Origin of the sequence: Micromonospora endophytica, from assembly GCF_003236305.1 — a bacterium.
Taxonomy (GTDB): Bacteria; Actinomycetota; Actinomycetes; order Mycobacteriales; family Micromonosporaceae; genus Micromonospora; species Micromonospora endophytica.
In genome coordinates this window covers 1-15,444 of record NZ_POTX01000144.1, presented here as the reverse complement: position 1 = coordinate 15,444, position 15,444 = coordinate 1, and the positions used below count along the sequence as shown (strand labels likewise).

Annotated in this window: 17 protein-coding genes, 1 tRNA gene and 1 pseudogene; 8 read left to right on the top strand and 11 right to left on the bottom strand. The window is 66.8% G+C overall.

Going from position 1 to position 15,444, the window contains the following annotated elements; translation table 11 throughout:
* Positions 1-208: 208 nt before the first annotated feature.
* Complete coding sequence (locus C1I93_RS31690; protein WP_181445243.1) at positions 209-349, top strand: hypothetical protein; 141 nt, start codon at positions 209-211, stop codon at positions 347-349.
* A gap of 69 nt (positions 350-418) precedes the next feature.
* Here C1I93_RS31690 and C1I93_RS33390 read toward each other — a convergent pair.
* Both C1I93_RS33390 and deoD read right to left on the bottom strand, forming a co-directional pair.
* A pseudogene (locus C1I93_RS33390) lies at positions 419-835 on the bottom strand (type IV toxin-antitoxin system AbiEi family antitoxin); the annotation flags it as partial.
* A gap of 354 nt (positions 836-1,189) precedes the next feature.
* A complete protein-coding gene (gene deoD / locus C1I93_RS19695; protein WP_111244770.1) occupies positions 1,190-1,897 on the bottom strand; it encodes a purine-nucleoside phosphorylase in 708 nt (235 codons plus the stop codon).
* A gap of 75 nt (positions 1,898-1,972) precedes the next feature.
* On the opposite strand from deoD, the gene C1I93_RS19690 reads away from it, so the two are divergent.
* Positions 1,973-2,059 (top strand) — tRNA-Ser (locus C1I93_RS19690).
* A gap of 126 nt (positions 2,060-2,185) precedes the next feature.
* On the opposite strand, the gene C1I93_RS32610 is transcribed toward C1I93_RS19690, so the two are convergent.
* On the bottom strand, positions 2,186-3,061 hold the full coding sequence (locus C1I93_RS32610; RefSeq protein WP_223256732.1) for a DUF4231 domain-containing protein: 876 nt from the start codon (positions 3,059-3,061) through the stop codon (positions 2,186-2,188).
* A gap of 387 nt (positions 3,062-3,448) precedes the next feature.
* On the opposite strand from C1I93_RS32610, the gene C1I93_RS19680 reads away from it, so the two are divergent.
* A complete protein-coding gene (locus C1I93_RS19680; protein ID WP_223256731.1) occupies positions 3,449-5,092 on the top strand; it encodes an FG-GAP-like repeat-containing protein in 1,644 nt (547 codons plus the stop codon).
* A 56-nt stretch (positions 5,093-5,148) separates the two neighbouring features.
* Positions 5,149-6,807, top strand: a complete 1,659-nt coding sequence (locus C1I93_RS19675) for a VCBS repeat-containing protein (protein WP_111244769.1) — start codon at positions 5,149-5,151, stop codon at positions 6,805-6,807.
* Between the two features lie 36 nt (positions 6,808-6,843).
* Here the strand turns inward: C1I93_RS19675 and C1I93_RS19670 are convergent, their stop codons facing one another.
* The 4 genes from C1I93_RS19670 to C1I93_RS19655 all read right to left on the bottom strand — a co-directional run bounded on the left by C1I93_RS19670 (position 6,844) and on the right by C1I93_RS19655 (position 8,968).
* Positions 6,844-7,338, bottom strand: a complete 495-nt coding sequence (locus tag C1I93_RS19670) for a hypothetical protein (protein WP_111244772.1) — start codon at positions 7,336-7,338, stop codon at positions 6,844-6,846.
* A gap of 74 nt (positions 7,339-7,412) precedes the next feature.
* Positions 7,413-7,970 carry a hypothetical protein gene (locus tag C1I93_RS19665; RefSeq protein ID WP_111244768.1) on the bottom strand — a complete coding sequence of 186 codons (558 nt, stop codon included), beginning with the start codon at positions 7,968-7,970 and terminating at the stop codon, positions 7,413-7,415.
* 42 nt (positions 7,971-8,012) lie between these two features.
* The gene (locus C1I93_RS19660) at positions 8,013-8,204 is read right to left on the bottom strand and encodes a DUF397 domain-containing protein (RefSeq protein ID WP_111244767.1); all 192 of its coding nucleotides are present in this window, start codon (positions 8,202-8,204) and stop codon (positions 8,013-8,015) included.
* Positions 8,201-8,968, bottom strand: a complete 768-nt coding sequence (locus tag C1I93_RS19655; RefSeq protein ID WP_111244766.1) for a helix-turn-helix domain-containing protein — start codon at positions 8,966-8,968, stop codon at positions 8,201-8,203. Before C1I93_RS19655 ends, C1I93_RS19660 begins: the two co-directional genes overlap by 4 nt.
* A gap of 671 nt (positions 8,969-9,639) precedes the next feature.
* Here C1I93_RS19655 and C1I93_RS19650 point away from each other — a divergent pair.
* Positions 9,640-9,897, top strand: coding sequence for a hypothetical protein (locus tag C1I93_RS19650; RefSeq protein WP_223256729.1), 258 nt, complete (start codon positions 9,640-9,642; stop codon positions 9,895-9,897).
* Positions 9,894-10,136, top strand: a complete 243-nt coding sequence (locus C1I93_RS19645; protein WP_111244765.1) for a flavin reductase — start codon at positions 9,894-9,896, stop codon at positions 10,134-10,136. The genes C1I93_RS19650 and C1I93_RS19645 overlap by 4 nt, the downstream gene beginning before the upstream one ends.
* A gap of 118 nt (positions 10,137-10,254) precedes the next feature.
* On the opposite strand, the gene C1I93_RS19640 is transcribed toward C1I93_RS19645, so the two are convergent.
* Both C1I93_RS19640 and C1I93_RS19635 read right to left on the bottom strand, forming a co-directional pair.
* Positions 10,255-11,433: a hypothetical protein gene (locus tag C1I93_RS19640; RefSeq protein ID WP_111244764.1), complete on the bottom strand. Its 1,179-nt coding sequence runs from the start codon at positions 11,431-11,433 to the stop codon at positions 10,255-10,257.
* Entirely contained in the window at positions 11,430-11,771 is a 342-nt protein-coding gene (locus tag C1I93_RS19635; RefSeq protein ID WP_111244763.1) for a PadR family transcriptional regulator, read from the bottom strand. The genes C1I93_RS19640 and C1I93_RS19635 overlap by 4 nt, the downstream gene beginning before the upstream one ends.
* Positions 11,772-11,859: 88 nt before the next feature.
* Here C1I93_RS19635 and C1I93_RS19630 point away from each other — a divergent pair, with 88 nt between their 5' ends.
* Positions 11,860-12,210, top strand: a complete 351-nt coding sequence (locus C1I93_RS19630) for a hypothetical protein (RefSeq protein WP_146603531.1) — start codon at positions 11,860-11,862, stop codon at positions 12,208-12,210.
* A 353-nt stretch (positions 12,211-12,563) separates the two neighbouring features.
* Entirely contained in the window at positions 12,564-13,337 is a 774-nt protein-coding gene (locus C1I93_RS19625; protein WP_111244761.1) for a DUF5131 family protein, read from the top strand.
* Here the strand turns inward: C1I93_RS19625 and tcmP are convergent.
* Positions 13,315-14,436 (bottom strand): three-Cys-motif partner protein TcmP, encoded by a 1,122-nt coding sequence (gene tcmP / locus C1I93_RS19620; RefSeq protein WP_181445242.1) that lies wholly within the window; start codon positions 14,434-14,436, stop codon positions 13,315-13,317. The genes C1I93_RS19625 and tcmP overlap by 23 nt on opposite strands.
* Positions 14,437-14,735: 299 nt before the next feature.
* Positions 14,736-15,281, bottom strand: coding sequence for a cysteine hydrolase family protein (locus tag C1I93_RS19615; protein WP_111244759.1), 546 nt, complete (start codon positions 15,279-15,281; stop codon positions 14,736-14,738).
* Positions 15,282-15,444 lie beyond the last annotated feature (163 nt).

Below are 15,444 nucleotides of genomic sequence, written 5' to 3'. Positions count from 1 at the left end.
GCCCCACGCCCCACCGCCCCAGCACGTCGATCTAGGACCTATCGTCGTTAGTTGATCTCCTTGGACGACGATACGCCCTAGATCGACGTGCAGTGAGAAGGGTTTGGATGATCGACGACGGGTCATGGAGGTCGGGGGCGGTGGCGTAGTACACGAGCCAGCCCTGACGCTGGAGCCAGTTGTGGCGGGATCGGTCCCGCCTCAGGCGATGGACGTCGAGGTGGGAGGAGCCGTCGTATTCCAGGGCGATCATGTGAACGGGATCACCGAGGTCGAGGCGGTAGCGGAGCCTGCCATCCTGAAACAAGGGAAGTTGCGGCACGAAACCGGTGATCCCGGCGTCGTGTAGGGCCAGCCGCAGTAACGTCTCCTGCCGGCATTCTGCTCGACCATCGGCTAGGAGCACCAACTCTCGGGCCTGGCGTACGCCCCTCAGTCCGTCATGCCGGGCGACCTCGGCACGTAGGTCGTCGCTCTCCAACGCCCCGGCGAACAGTGCGGCATCGAGGACAGGCAAGGCCCTTTGGCGGGGTAGCGTGCGGGCCAGGTCAACCGCACAGCGAGCCGGCGGAGCGCAGGGTAGTCCGTGTACCCGGACGACATCGTCGAGCGGTAGGACGTACTGGTGCGCCGTCACCCCGTCGCGCTGAGGAAACGGGGTCGTCGCGGGGATCAGCAGGTGAATCGTTCGGCTCGGTGTCACACCGAATCCGTGCAACAGTGCGGCAGTCTGAAACCCCAGCACCGCCAACGGGGAGGCGGCATGTAGTGCGGCCCGTGCCGAGCCAAGCAGCCCTGGCTTGTCCGGGCCGGGCAGGTAGAAGCCCTGGTGCATCCGCTGTAGGTCCGATGTCCGGTTCGCCCGCCACCGGATGGTGCCTGCCGAGAGGCCGCTGGCAAGCAGCTGACCGTACTGTTGCGGGCGTGGAGCAGGCGGAAGTCGCCGAGGGTAGTCTGCCGCTTGCGCATAGAGATCCATGGCCGGTCACTCTGTCCGCTGACCGTCCCGGACGCCGTCCCGACCGCTCCTCCTGTGGACAACCGGGCGTCCTGTGGAAAACCCCCCTCCCGATGCCATCTCTGCTATGGGCACCCCTCGACCCGCCCTGTCGATCTAGGGGCTTTCGTCGTTCGTGGAGATCAACAAGCGACAATCGTCCCTAGATCGGCGAGGGGGGTAACGGGGGGGTCAGGTGGTGATGGTGTCTAGGGCGATCTCGACCATCTGGCTGAACGTCTGCTCCCGCTCCTGCGAGGTGGTCTTCTCGCCGGTCTTGATGTGGTCGCTGACGGTCAGCAGCGTCAACGCGCGAGCCCTGAAGCGGGCGGCGATCGTGTAGAGCGCGGCCGACTCCATCTCCACCGCCAGCACGCCGTAGTCCGCGAGCATGTCGTAGAGGTCCGGCCGGTCGGTGTAGAAGGCGTCCGCGGCCAGGATCGGCCCGACCCGCATCGCGATGCCGCGCCGCTCGGCCACCTCCACCGAGGTACGCAGCAGCCCGAAGTCGGCGACCGGGGCGTAGTCGATCAGCCCGTCGAACCGCATCCGGTTCATGTTCGAGTCGGTCGACGATCCGCTCGCCGCGATCACGTCCCGCAACTGGAGATCCTCGGTCAACGCGCCACAGGAACCGACCCGGATCAGCGACTTCACGCCGTACTCGTTCACCAGTTCGTGCGCGTAGATCGAGGCCGACGGCATGCCCATCCCGGAACCCTGCACGGAGACCTCCGTCCCCTGCCAGCGGCCGGTGAAGCCCAACATCCCCCGCACCGTCGAGTAGCAGGTCGCGCCCTCGAGGTAGGTCTCCGCGATCCACTTGGCCCGCAGGGGGTCACCCGGCATCAGGACCCGCTCGGCGATCTCGCCCGGCTTCGCGCCGATGTGCGTACTCATGGCAGAGATCCTGCCAGGCCCGCCTGGCCGGGACCGGTTCGGCGTCGGAACGGCCGGTCCTGTACCCTCGTCGGCGGTGGCGTGTCCGAGTGGCCTAAGGAGCACGCCTCGAAAGCGTGTGAGGGTTTACGCCCTCCGCGGGTTCAAATCCCGCCGCCACCGCTCGTGAACAGCGAGAACGCCCGGTCGGTCCGTCTGGACCGGCCGGGCGTTCCGCATCTGGTCTCAGTTGTGGTCTCAGTCGGCGTCAACCGCAGTCCACCAGGGGTGGCGACAGTGAGCCCCTTGTCACTCTTCGCGTTTGACCTCGGCGGGCTGGTCGAGCTGCTGCTGCCGCTTGTTCTGCTCGTCGCGCAGCCTTTCAACGCACTCCGCGAAGAGGGTGTACGCCTCCGCATCGTTTAGCTTCGCGTACTTGCCCACGCGAAGCTCGACAGCCTCGTACTCGCGTTCAATCGCGTCGGCTGTCTGTTGTGAGTTGAAGCTGCGCTCGTGGTACTTGAAGTACCCGGTGAACCCTGCGGCTAGTCCGACAGCGGCGCTAGCCGCCACAGTTGCCCACCTTGCCTGGCTGAAAGATACGGACGCGGTGGCAATCGCAGAGGTGGCGACGGAGCCGACGATGATTACGCTCTGGAAGCGGTTATGGATCCCTCGCGTTCGTCCTGCATCTTCGCGAAACTGTGAGACCAGGTCAGGGACATCGTCCCTGTAGCGCTTCTGTGCGAGTAGTGCCGAGTCGTTCCCGCTGCTCGTGCTTCTGTCTTGCTCGGCTTGGGTGCGTCGACGGACGACGTGGAGCTTTTTGATGATTATGCGGGTGTTCCTCATGCGCTTGTACTGCAAGTAGGCTAGCGCTGGCGAAGCTAGCAGTGATACGGCGCATGCAATGTACAGCTCTGAGGAGAACTGGGATAGCTGGTCGAAGGCAGAGAAGGATGCGGCTATTGCTGCTGCGATGAGGGCGGTATTTACTAGGAAGATCCAGACGATCCCGGCTTTTCGCCATAGGATTTGGAGATGAAGCTTCTCTTCGGCGTCAAGGATTTGGCTTCGGATGTAGTCGGGATGCCAGTCTTGAGAGCCGTCGCTGATGATGTCCAGCCACTTCGCCTCGTTTGTGGATCCACTTCTTCTCCAAAACCGTGAAATTCTTGACTGCATGGGCTAACGCTATGATCAATTGCGTGTTGCGGACAAGATGAAGCGAAGTCAGCTTATCGACACTTGTCTTCTGATGGGTCTTGTGTCTGAAGGAAGCCAGGGTGACCCTCGGCGGGTCGCCCTGTGAGACCTCGAAACTTGTGGGGTTTATGCCCTCCGCGGGTTCGAGTCCCGTCGCCACCGCCCGGGAGTGCCCGGTTGATCCGCAGGGGTCGATCGGGCATTCCCGTTTCTCGCCTCCATCTTGTCGTACGCGTGTGCGAACCTGCTGGTGTTGCCGGGTGGCTTGCTGGCCGTCCGGGTGATGATCTCTGACCGACCAGGCATGGTCATCGATCGACGCCTCCCTAGGATGTGGGAGCGACTACCAAGAAGCGGGGGATTCTGGTGCGAGGCAAGCTTGCCGGCCTGTCCACAGTGGCGGTGCTGACCGCGTTGGCGGTGAGTGTCCCCGCCCAGGCAGCGGCGGACGAGTTCCGGACGATCACCCGGGAGGGTGTGGTCCTTCAATACCAGCGGGTGGCGAAGGCGGTCACCCCGATGAAGGGGACGGGGCCGACCCGCTCCGACTTTGACGGCGACGGTGTCGACGACGTCGCGATCACCAGCGACCTGTGGAACACCGGCCTGCCGCACTATCCGACCGGTCTGGTCGTGGTCCGCTACTCGTCGGCGCCGCAGGTCGACTACTACGCGGGTGTGCTCTCCACCGGCAGCGGCTGTGGCTGTTTCGGCGCGGCACTCGCGGCCGGTGACTTCAACGGTGACGGCTACGACGACCTGGCGATCGGCGACTCGGACGAGGTCGATCCGGGAAACAAGACCCATGCCGGTGGCGTCTGGGTGTTCCCGGGCAGCCGCACCGGGCTGCTTGTCGACTCGGCGCAGCACTTCAACCAGAGTTCGCCGGGGGTGCCGGGCGCGGCGGAAGACTACGACTGGTTCGGGTCGGCGCTGGCGGCCGGCGACATCAACGGCGACGGCCGGGACGACCTGGCGATCGGGGCGTTCGGCGAGGCGATCGGCAGCGTCGAGGAGGCCGGCGCGGTCACCGTCCTCTACGGCGGAGTCAGCGGCCTGCGGACCACGGGCGTCCAGCAGTTGCACCAGAACCAGGCCGCGGTGCCCGGCTCGGCGGAACGCCGTGACCACTTCGGCGGGACCCTCGCGATCGGGAAATTCAACAACAACAAGTACGCCGACCTGGTCATCGGCGCGCCCCAGGAGAACGACGGCAACGCCTGGACCGGCACCGGCATGGTGACCCTGATGTGGGGCTCGGCCAACGGGGTGAAGCTGAGCGGGGCCACCTCGGTCACCGGCGCGGCGGTGCAGAAGGCGACGGGTCGCGCCGACACCATCGCCTGGTATCTCGGCGACGCGCTCGCCATCGGCGACGTGAACGGCGACGGGTTCAGTGAGGTCATCGCCGGGGCGTCCGGCGCGCAGACGCCGCACATCAACGGTGGTCTGATCGCGGTCTTCACCGGCCGTTCGGGCGGCCTCTCCGGCAGCGCCGTGAAGATCATTACGCAGCGTACGGCAGGTATGCCGGGCAGCCCCGAATCGGATGACCGGTTCGGTGCGGCGCTGGCGGTGGGTGACGTGACAGGTGACGGCCGGGCCGACGTGCTGGTGGGTGCACCCGGCGAGGCGATCGGCACGAAGACCGGCGCGGGCACGGTCGTGCTGTTGAAGGGTTCCGCCTCGGGGCTGACCGGCAGCGGTGCCCAGGGGTTCGACCAGGACCACTCGGTCGTTCCGGGCGGCGCGGAGCGCGATGACCGGTTCGGTGGGGCGGTCGCGATCCTCAACCTCGACGGCAAGGGCCCGCTGGACGCCCTGGTGGCGTCGGCCGGTGAGGAGGTCGCCGGTGACCAGGCCGGTTATCCGTCCGGGACGGTGTCCCGGTTCCACGGCTCCGCAAGCGGCCTCGTGCCGCAGGCGGGCTCGTGGAGCGGCGTGTCGCTGAGCACCGACCGGCTCCGGCCGATGTCGTTCGGCATGCGTATCGTCGGTCCGCACTCCTGAGCCGGCTCAGGGCCGGCGCCACTGGGCGGCTCATTTCCGATGAAAGCGGGGGTTCGATGCGACGGAGCATTGCCGGAGTGTCCATGCTGGCGGTTGCCGCCGGCATGGCGATCAGCGCGCCAGCGCAGGCGGCGGCGAGCGATTACTGGACGGTGACCCGCGACGGGGTCGTCCTCCAGCAGTACCGGGTGGCGAAGACGGCCACCCCGCAGACGGGGACCGGGCCGACCCGGTCTGACTTCGACGGCGACGGCATCGACGACATCGCCGCCTCTGCCGATCCTTTCGAACACGACATGCCGCAGTCGCCGGCCGGTCTGGTGGTGGTCCGCTACTCCTCGGCACCGTACGTCGACTACTACGCCACGGCGGTCTCGCCGGCCGGCGGCTGCGTCTGCTTCGGGGAGGTTCTCGCCGTCGGTGACTTCAACGGCGACGGCTACGACGACCTGGCCGCCAGCGAGGCGCAGGAGTACGACCAGAGTGCGAAGGTGCACGCCGGAGGGGTCTGGGTGATCCCGGGCAGCAGCACCGGCCTGCGGATCGACTCGGCGAAGCACTTCAGCCAGAGCACGGCCGGCGTGCCGGGTGCCGCCGAGGAGGGCGACTTCTTCGGGTCGGCGCTGGCGGCCGGTGATCTCAACGGCGACGGCCGGGACGACCTGGCGATCGGGGCGTACGGCGAGGCGATCGGCAGCGTCAAGGAGGCCGGTGCGGTCACCGTGCTGTACGGCGGCACCGCCGGGTTGACCGCGACCGGGGCGCAGCAACTGCATCAGGACCAGGCTGCGGTGCCCGGTTCGGCCGAACGTGGCGACAACTTCGGCTGGACCCTCGCCATCGGGAAGGTCAACAACAACAAGTACGCCGACCTGGTCATCGGTGCGCCGCAGGAGAACAAGAGCACTTCTCCGACGGGCAGCGGCATGCTCACGCTGATGTGGGGTTCGGCGAGTGGGGTGAAGCTCAGCGGGGCCACTTCGGTCACCGGCGCGGCGCTGCGCAGCGCGACGGGTCGCAGCGACAGCTACGTGTGGGACGTGGGCATGTCGCTGGCGATCGGCGACGTGAACGGCGACGGGTCGGGCGAGGTGATCGCTGGAGCGCCGTACGCTCAGATCCCGCACGGCAACGAGGGCGTGGTCGCGGTCTTCCCCGGCAACTCGGCCGGGCTCTCCAGCAGCGCGGTGAAGCTCTTCTCCCAGCGGACGGCGGGTGTGCCGGGTTCGCCGGAGGCCGGTGACCTGTTCGGTGCGGCGCTGGCGGTGGGTGACGTGACAGGTGACGGTCGGGCCGACGTGTTGGTGGGTGCGCCGGGTGAGGCGATCGGTACGAAGGTCGAGGCGGGCACTGTGGTGTTGTTGAAGGGTTCCGGCTCGGGGCTGACGGGCAGTGGTGCCCAGGGGTTCGATCAGGATCACGCGGTTGTCCCGGGTGGGGCGGAGCGTGGTGACCGGTTCGGTGGGGCGGTCGCGATCCTCAACCTCGACGGCAAGGGTCCGCTGGACGCGCTCGTGACGTCCCCCGGCGAGGAGGTGAGCGGTGACCAGAGCGGTTTTGGTTCTGGGTCGGCCGCCCAGTTCCACGGTGGCTCCGGTGGGCTGGTCCCGCTGTCCACCTCGTGGAGCGGCCTGAGCCTGCGCACCGAATTCGTCTGGCCCAAGTGGTACGGACGCCGACTCGCCACCCCCCAGTCCGGGGGCCTGTACTACTGATCGACGAGATGGTGGTCTACCGGCGCACGCCGGCGGTCAGCAGGGGGCGTGGCCGTCCAGGAAGAGGCGGTGGGCCCAGTGGGCGTAGCCGGCGATGATTTTGCGGACCTGCGTGCCGTCGTGCAGGAAGAGGTACGCCCGATCTCCGTCGCTGGCGATCAGGCCGTCGAAGCGGTGTGTCCCCTGTGGTGCGTGCAGCGCGCGTACGCTCGGATATCGGGCCTTGACCTCGGCGATTGGTGTGCCGGTGGTGACGCCTTCGGGCGTGTGCACCGGGTCACCGGCCCAGAGCAGCACCAGCCGGCCCTTAATGAAGATCGGGCTGATCATGTCCAGCCCGGCCAGCGTGGGACCGCAGGCGTCGACGTCGGTACGGAGTATGCCGCGCCGGGTCAGCTCGCTCTCGGAGTCGCCGAAGTCCACGTCGGCGACCCCGTCGAGGCCGACCACGGTGACCGAGGCGACGGGTTCGTGGACGGCGGTGGTGCTCGGTGACATGGGTCCACTGCCCGATGCCGAGGCAGCCAACAGCAGTATGGTGATGAAGCCGAATTGTCGCAATTTCATGGAATCCCCCAGTCCCCAACGTGACGGGAGCGGAGAGGTTATTGCCGGGCTTCCCATTCTTCGGCCAACTCGTCCCAGTAGTCGGCGCTGAGCCCGCGCCGCCCGTGCGCGAGCCACCCCTCCGTGCTCCGCTCGACGTGCAGGCCCAGCTCGGCGAAGGGGTCGATCCAGCGTCCCGGTTCGGCGCCCAGCTCGACCAGGGCGGCGTTGATCGGCCAGTCCGGCCGCGGCCCGTCGAACGCCGCGTCGAAGCGCGGCCCCCAGGCCAGCGCCCCGCCCAACCAGACCGCCGCCGCCTGGTGCCCGGCCCCACCGGCGAACTCCGCCTCGACGTACGCCACCGGGCCGTGCCGGGACCAGCGCACCAGCACCTCGGTGAAGGTTGGGGAGAAGGTGAGGGTGAACGGCTGCTCCGGGCCGGGCTCGTCGAGGGCGTAGTCGGGCGGGGTGCCGGTCAGTTCCTCCACCAGCTGTGGGGTCACCGGCAGGAGCGCGAAGTCCTGCCGCAGCCGGCCGAGGACCGCGTGATCCAGCTCGCGGGCCTCCTCGCGCAGCAGGTCGGCGTCCGCGATGATCGCGCTGAGCTGGTAGCTCACCGGCCGTCCACAGCCTGTGGATAGAACATGTGTACGACGGGGTCAGCTCTTGTTGATCTGGGTGACGAATGCCCGCCAGGCGGCCGGGGCGAACGCCAGCACCGGGCCGGTGGGATCCTTCGAGTCGCGTACGCCGACCACGCCCGGCAGGTTGCCGGCCACCTCGACGCAGTCACCGCCGTTGCCGCTGCTGCGGCTGCTCTTGCGCCACCGGGCGTTGTTGAGATCGTTCAATTCCACGACTCCGCCACCTCCCTGATCAGTTCGACGGACTGCCAGTGCGACAGCGTCTCGCCGCGCACGTTCTCCCATACGGTAAGTATCGCCGCGATATCGGCCTGCTCGCTAACCACCTGTCCCTGGAGCTGGTTGTCCAGGTAGCCGGCGATGCGGTGATCCGCCGCCGTGGCAAGCACGAATGGGCCGTTCAGCCCGGCATATTCCCCCACTGTGGACGGCACCACGTAGACCCGGGTGTGCGGTTGGCCGGCGGCCTCGGCGAGGGCCAGCAACTGCTCGCGCATGACGGCTGGGCCGCCGACCGGGCGGCGGAGCACCGACTCGTCCAGCACGGCGGTCAGTCGCGGCGGCTCTTCGTGTTGCAGAATCACCTGGCGGGACATCCGGTGGGCGACCAGTCGCTCCACCTCGCTGCGGGGGATCAGGCCGCCGCCCGCGAGCACCGCGCGGGCGTACGCCTCGGTCTGGAGCAGGCCCGGAACCACTAGCGGTTGGTACGAACGCAGCGTGGTTGCCTCGCGTTCGATCTCCTGCCAGGGGCGGAACCAGACCAACGCGCGACGCCGTGAAATGTCCGGCCAAATGTCCGAGACGTTCTTGCGCAGCGTATCTGCCGCAGTGAGCCGGTGCCGGGCATGCGGGATCCGATCTTCGAGCAGCCAGCGGCTCACCGTCTTCGGGTCGACGCCTACGTGCTCTGCGAGTGACTCGATGGTGTGGCCAGTGTCTCGCAGGGCCACCCGGAGCGCATCGTTCATGGGTCCTCCGATCGGACGTCTCAAATATCTGCGCACCATATAGCTACGCCATGTAGCTGTCCCGTTACTGAAGAGAAATTGGTGGTCAGACGGCGTGGCCGGTGGAGGTTCATCCCCTGACCCGGCGGCCGCGTACGTCGGGGGGCCGCCGTCACCGGCGGTGATCCACGGCGGCCCCCCATCCACTACATCGCGCACTACCGAGCTGATAGCGCAGCCGGTTCAACCGCGAGCCCGCGAGCCCGCGGACCGACGGACCTGCGGACCTGCGGGCCTGCGGGCCTGCGGGCCTGCGGACCGACGGGCCTGCGGACCGACGGGCCTGCGGGCCTGCGGACCGACGGGCCTGCGGACCTGCGGGCCTGCGGGCCTGCGGGCCTGCGGACCGACGGGCCTGCGGACCTGCGGGCCATGCGGGCCTGCGGGCCATGCGGGCCAGCGGACCAGCGAGCGAGCGGGCGGGCGAGCCGGTGCCGGTTGGCCCGGCGAGACGGATCGAGGTGAACACCATGCCGCACCAAGCCACGCACCATCAGCGGGCGGAACCAGGTGGGTTGCCCCGGGCTGCGGGCTTCCGGCGGGCGGAACCAGGTGGGTTGCCCCGGGCTGGGCGCTCTCGGCGGGAGGGGAATGGTGGGTCGCGCCAGGCGGGGTGCGGATGCGCTGGTGCTGTGATCGCGCCCGGGGACGAGTACCTGCTGACCCGCGCGGCATCACCGCAGTTCGGCAAGTCGATCACGGTCCGGGTGATCCGCGAACGGACCGACAGGCGCACCTATCACGGCTGGACCTGGATCGAGGTCTACCAACTCGATGCGCGCGGTGACGCGGTCGACCGTCGCGAGCTGTACGTCATGCCGGCCGGCCTGATCCGCGCCTGCCCCACCCGCCAGGCACCACCGTCCGGTCCCGGGGGTGCGGGGCGATGAGCCGTCGTCGGCGGGAGCACCTGCCGTCGCGTCCGACGTGGCGGTGCCGGGCCTGCGGAATCGCCTGGCCGTGCAGCGCGGCGAAGCTGCGGTTGCTCGGGCGGTACCGGGAGGACCGGGCCGGGCTGATCATCCACCTCGTGGCGGTGCACGAGGAGGCTGCCGCCGAACTCGGTGAGGTCACGTCGGCCGTCAGGCTGCTCGACCGCTTCGTGTCCTGGGCACGTGTGCGGGGGTGAGGAGGCTGTCCGCGTACTTCCAAGGGTGCCGGACCGGGCGCCAACCGTGAGTGACAGACGACCGGGGGCCGCGCGGCGTCGCCGGCGGCCCCCGTCCCCGTTGTCGTCGCGGCGCAGCTCAGCCGGCCGCGACCGCTGGTTGCGGTGGTTGCTCGCCCGGCCGGGCGACGAGCACCGTGGCGACGGCGGTCACCAGCCCGGCGATGCTCAACCCGAGGATCAGCCAGGCCGGGCCGAAGGGGTAGTAGTACTCGCCCGGAATGAAGGCGCTGTGCACGGTGAGCAGGCCGCCGGGGTCGACACCGCCGTGGCGGATCACCCGCACGAGGTTGCCGTAGAGGGCGACCGCAGGCAGCGCCAGCGCCAGCAGCGCGAGCCCCCAGAACCCGGCGGCGGTCACCCGCCGTCCGGGCGATGCCGCTGCCATCCGGTACGCGACGGCCGCCGCGATCAGCCAGCCGACAACCAGCCCGAGCACCGTGCCGACGATGACAATCGGCAGAAACGCGGCGGTACGCGCCGGCCCGGCATCGACATGCACGCTGCCGAAATCGCCGCCGATGTACCCACGTACGTCGAGGAGCAGACCATTCGCCTCGGCGGTGAACCGCGCGCCGCTCAACGGCGTCTCGACTTCGGTGCCGTCTTCTTGCAGGGTGAAACGCTTGCCGGAGACCGGTGTCAACGCGGAAACCGACCAGCCGCCGTCGGCGAACCGTTGCCGGACCTGCTCGGCGTCCCAACCGGCGGCGGCGGAGCTGGTCGTCTGCGCCCACTCGGCGTGCCAGTTGGTGCTTATCCGGTAATGGCTCGGTTCACTCGTTCCGCCAGCCTGCTGGGTGAGCCGGGCCATGGCGGCCTCGTCGGGCAGGTCCGCGAAGGTCTGCGCACCCAGCCACGAGCCGGCTGCGGCACCGAAACCGCCCACGACCAGTGCGGTGAGCAGCGCCGCGAGTGCCATGATCGGGCGACCGGCGGGCAGCCGGAACCGCAGCCGCAGACCGCTGCCAACCAGGTGCAGCGCCTCGGTGAGGCGGGGCCGGCGCTGCCCCGGCTCCGCCATCTCCAGCAGCGTGGTCACCAACTCGGTGCCGTGCCGGTGCCGGTGCCGCCGCGGAAAGGCCAGGAGCAACCGGCGATACCCGCGCTCCAGCCGGTCGTCGGCAGCCGGCCAGCCGGCGGTGCTGTGGTCGGCCAGCGGCACCGCGGAGTCGGCCGGCGGCCAGCCGGTGGTGCTGTGGTCGGCCGGCGGCCAGGCGGCGGTGCTGTGGTCGGCCGGCGGCCAAGCGGCGGTCATGCGGTCACCGGGCCGAAGCTGAGGGCGTCGCCGAGGCGCTTGCCGAGCTGGGTCTCGGCTGCTGCGGCGTGCCGGCGCAACCGTTCGATCTGCGTCTTCAGCGCGGCGGCGCCAGGGTCGCTGAGCCGGTAGTAGCGGCGCAGCCTGCCCTCGACGGCCTCCTCCCGGTCGACGCTTACCAGGCCCTGCTCGGCCAGCCGGTCAAGAGCGCCGTAGAGGGTGCCCGGTCGCAGCTTGACCTCGCCCCCTGACAGTTCGTCGACCGCTCGGATGACTCCGTAACCGTGCAGCGGCTGCGCCGCCAGCGCGGTGAGGATCAGAAAGGTGGGTTCCTGCATGCGGTCGATAGTACGTTCGCCGTTATATACCGTCAACCGTTCATGCTTGGGGCGGCGCGTGGCCGTCGATGCGCCTATGGTCCTGACCATGCTGGATGCTGCGCCGCCTCGCCCCGGGTGGCGGGACCGACGTCGCGACCTGGCGGGCTACCTGCTCGTACCGCTGTTCACGCTCATCGCGGCCCCGGTGGTGGCCTGTTGTGCGGCCCTGCTGGCCAACGATGGTGGGCCGTACCCGGAAGTGTGCGAGCCGGTCCGGGCCGTCAACGGATGCGAAGAGGAGATCCTCGGCATCGCGGCCGGGCACATCCTGGTCGCCGCCGCGCTCTGGCTGCTGCTCTGGCTGCTGCCGTGGTGGCGCGGCCTGCGGCTGGTCCGGATCGTGCTGGCCGCCATCGCCTTCGTCGCACTTACCACCCTGGCGATCCGGATCTCCTGACCAGGATGGCCGGCCTGTCCGCGGCCTCGACCTTCAGGACGACTCAGGGCCGGTCCCCGTGGGGCCGGCCCTGTCGCGCGTGCTGCTCGTGCGAGCGGAGGATACGAGATTCGAACTCGTGAGGGTGTGAACCCAACACGCTTTCCAAGTCTGCCGTCCTGCGTTCGCCGAGAGTTGCAGCCGTACGGGCAGCAGCAAGAACGTGGGACGCGGGCTGGCCGGACGGCCTTGAACCTAGCCGAACGAGACGGCAACTGAGACGAGGTGCCCCGCCGTGGCGGCTCAGCTCGCTTGTAGGCGCACTCTGGGGAGTGGCGCACGGTCTTGACACACCGGGTGGGTACGGTGGACTGATGGGTGACAAGAGCGCGATTGAGTGGACCGAAGCGACCTGGAACCCAACGACGGGATGCGACCGCATTTCTCCGGGCTGCGATAACTGCTACGCACTTACTCTGGCAAAACGTCTCAAAGCTATGGGAAATGCCAAATATCAGGCGGATGGTGACCCGCGTACTAGCGGACCAGGTTTCGCCGTCACCGAACATCCGCAATCATTGTCGCTTCCTCATCGCTGGTCTGCACCCCGAACTGTCTTCGTGAACAGTATGTCTGACCTTTTCCACGCCAGAGTCACAGACGGGTTCATTCAGCAGGTCTTTCGAGTCATGGAGGAAACGCCCCGTCATACATATCAGCTTTTGACGAAGCGGCCCCGCAGGGCGGCGAAAATGGCAGCTCTTCTTCCTTGGCCAAAGAATGTGTGGTTCGGTGTTAGTGTGGAATCCGAAGAACAGCTTTGGCGGCTTGACGAACTGCGCAAGGTTCCGTCAGCAGTTCGCTTCATCTCGGCTGAGCCGCTACTGGGACCACTGCCGAACGTCGATCTGGCGGGCATCCATTGGCTAATCGCGGGCGGAGAGAGCGGACCTAACCACCGGCCGCTCGACCCAGGATGGGTGCGTGAGCTGCGCGACGCGTGTGCTAGCCAGGCCGTTCCGTTCTTTTTCAAGCAATGGGGCGGGAGGACCCCGAAGTCGAACGGCCGAGAGTTGGACGGTTTGCTTTACGAGGAGATGCCAATCCCGGCCGAACGCCCTTCGCCTATCTTGGTGCAATTGTCTTAAAGAGTAGCTTTCCGGTCGATGGGGTATCAGTAAGCCCAGCCGCTTTTACGCGCCGCCATGCTGCCCGTAGGTGCTTCTCTCGGGCCTTGGCTAACGTGCTACCGAACACCTCGTTGTAGCGATCGAGAATCTGGAACGGCTGTCCTGCGGCTAAGAGCTGCGTTAGGTTCTTCTCAATTTCCGTGATCCAGCGTTCCGCTAGACGCTCCTCGCTTGCCTTGAAGAGTTCGACGGGATCGAAGAGCATATCACTGCCGTTGTCTTTTAGTGCAATTGCCTTGCGCCAGCTTTCCAATCCCAGCGAGATCGATTCCCCGAACAGGTACATGCCGTCCTGGTGGCGAGTTACAAAGACCAGGTGATAGGCGGGCTTGAGGTCCTCGCGATTACGCACATCCGTCGTCCAGCATCCGGCGTTGCAAGCCTTGGCGAGCCGGCTTGCGTAGCCGTTAACTACCGCCTCTTCCGCCGCATCTCGATCAGGGAGCGCGTCGAGCCAGGTTTTCCGCCACCAATCACCACCGCAGACCTCATCCATTCGAATCAGCGTGGCTTCATTGGAGTTTTCGCTCGTGAGGTGCCCCGCGATGCGTCTGATTGCATTGGCGTTGAAGTTGATCAAAAGTTCGGTCGCTGGGGCGCCAGCGTAGCGCGGCCGGTCGAAGATTCTCGCGGCTGACTCGAACGGAATCATCAACCCGAAGGGGTCTAGGAAGACGAACATGGGAGTTGTTGCGGTCCGTGTCAAGAGCGTGTCGAGGTGTTCCTGGATGTCTCCGAGGAACGTTTCAACGACTAGCCCCTGCCCTTCCGAGGCGATGACGGAGCGAAGCTTTTCTAGCGTCGCCGCGTCGTGCTCTACGAAGTAGCACTCAAGGTTTCGTTGTGCCTGAATGCGTCTCGCTTTGCTCAGCACAAGAGCAGGCGATCCCTCTTGATTATCTTCGTATCGGCCCTCTCCGGCGTAGCCATCAATGAAAGCAACGCGGTTTCCAGCGGAGTACTTCCCGGCCTTCATCGTGAACGGTTCAATGTATTGATTCAAGATCGCGTGCTTGAGAATAGCCGCTGCTTTCTTGCTTTCGAAGAATGCCACCACCCGCAGTCCCCCATCCGGTAGTGCGAAACGCCTTGCCATGCGCTTCAGCCAGTACTGCTGTGCGCGAGAGGCTACACCAGATTGCCTTCCGTGAGAACCTGCTGACCGTTTCGGGGAATGGCGTCTTACGCCCTCTAGAACGCCCGTTCGAGCCACCGTCCGCTTTGGGTGGGTCTTGTTGAAGCAGTTCAGGGATGCGGGCCGACTGGCTACCACACCTGCTGCAGAGGGTCTCCCAATCGTCGGATTTTTGTCACTGGCTCGGCCCCGCAAGCCGCCGATCCAGCATCAATCGCCAGCTAGTCGCCGAGAAGTGGGGCGGGAATGTCAGCGCGGGTGATCACTTGGCCTGGGCCGATAAACCGTCGAGCGACTAGGAGCCCGGCGGCGTGTGCCTCGGGGCCAGCGTGGCTGGCGGATGCGTCTGAGATGAGCCACGGTATGAAGTTGCGCTCGAATGCATCCACGGCCCCCTTTAAAACGCAACTTTCGGTCGCTATGCCGCAGAAGTAAAAGGATCTCCACCCCTGCTCTTCGAAGAGCTTTATGCCTTCTGGGGTGAACGGGCTGTAAATGGTTTTGTCTAGTACCATGCCGTGGCCAAGGAACGGCTGCAACTCGGTCACGATGTCAGTCTCGGGCGCGAATTGGAGTCGCTGCCAGCCAAAGAAGCGCTCAAAAGGGCTGTCCGGGTAGTTGAAGTAGCGGGTAAAGAGTGTTTCGCCGCCGGCTTTTTGCCAACGACGAACGAGGTCAACAATGATCGGCACGATGTGCGCCGACTGCTCTCGAACGAATCCGTTCTGCACGTCCGTCACAATCAGTACCGGGCGGTCCGTCGTCATTGCCTCAACCTCTATCCGTATCGCGCAGGATTTCAATGAGCCATTCCGCGCAAGCAGGCGGTAGCAGTCAGTAGCTGTCCGGAATGCCGGGTAGGCGTCGGACGCGCCAGATCAGGCGGGGTACGGAGAAAAGACGCAGAACCCCGATACGAAGTGGTCCTTC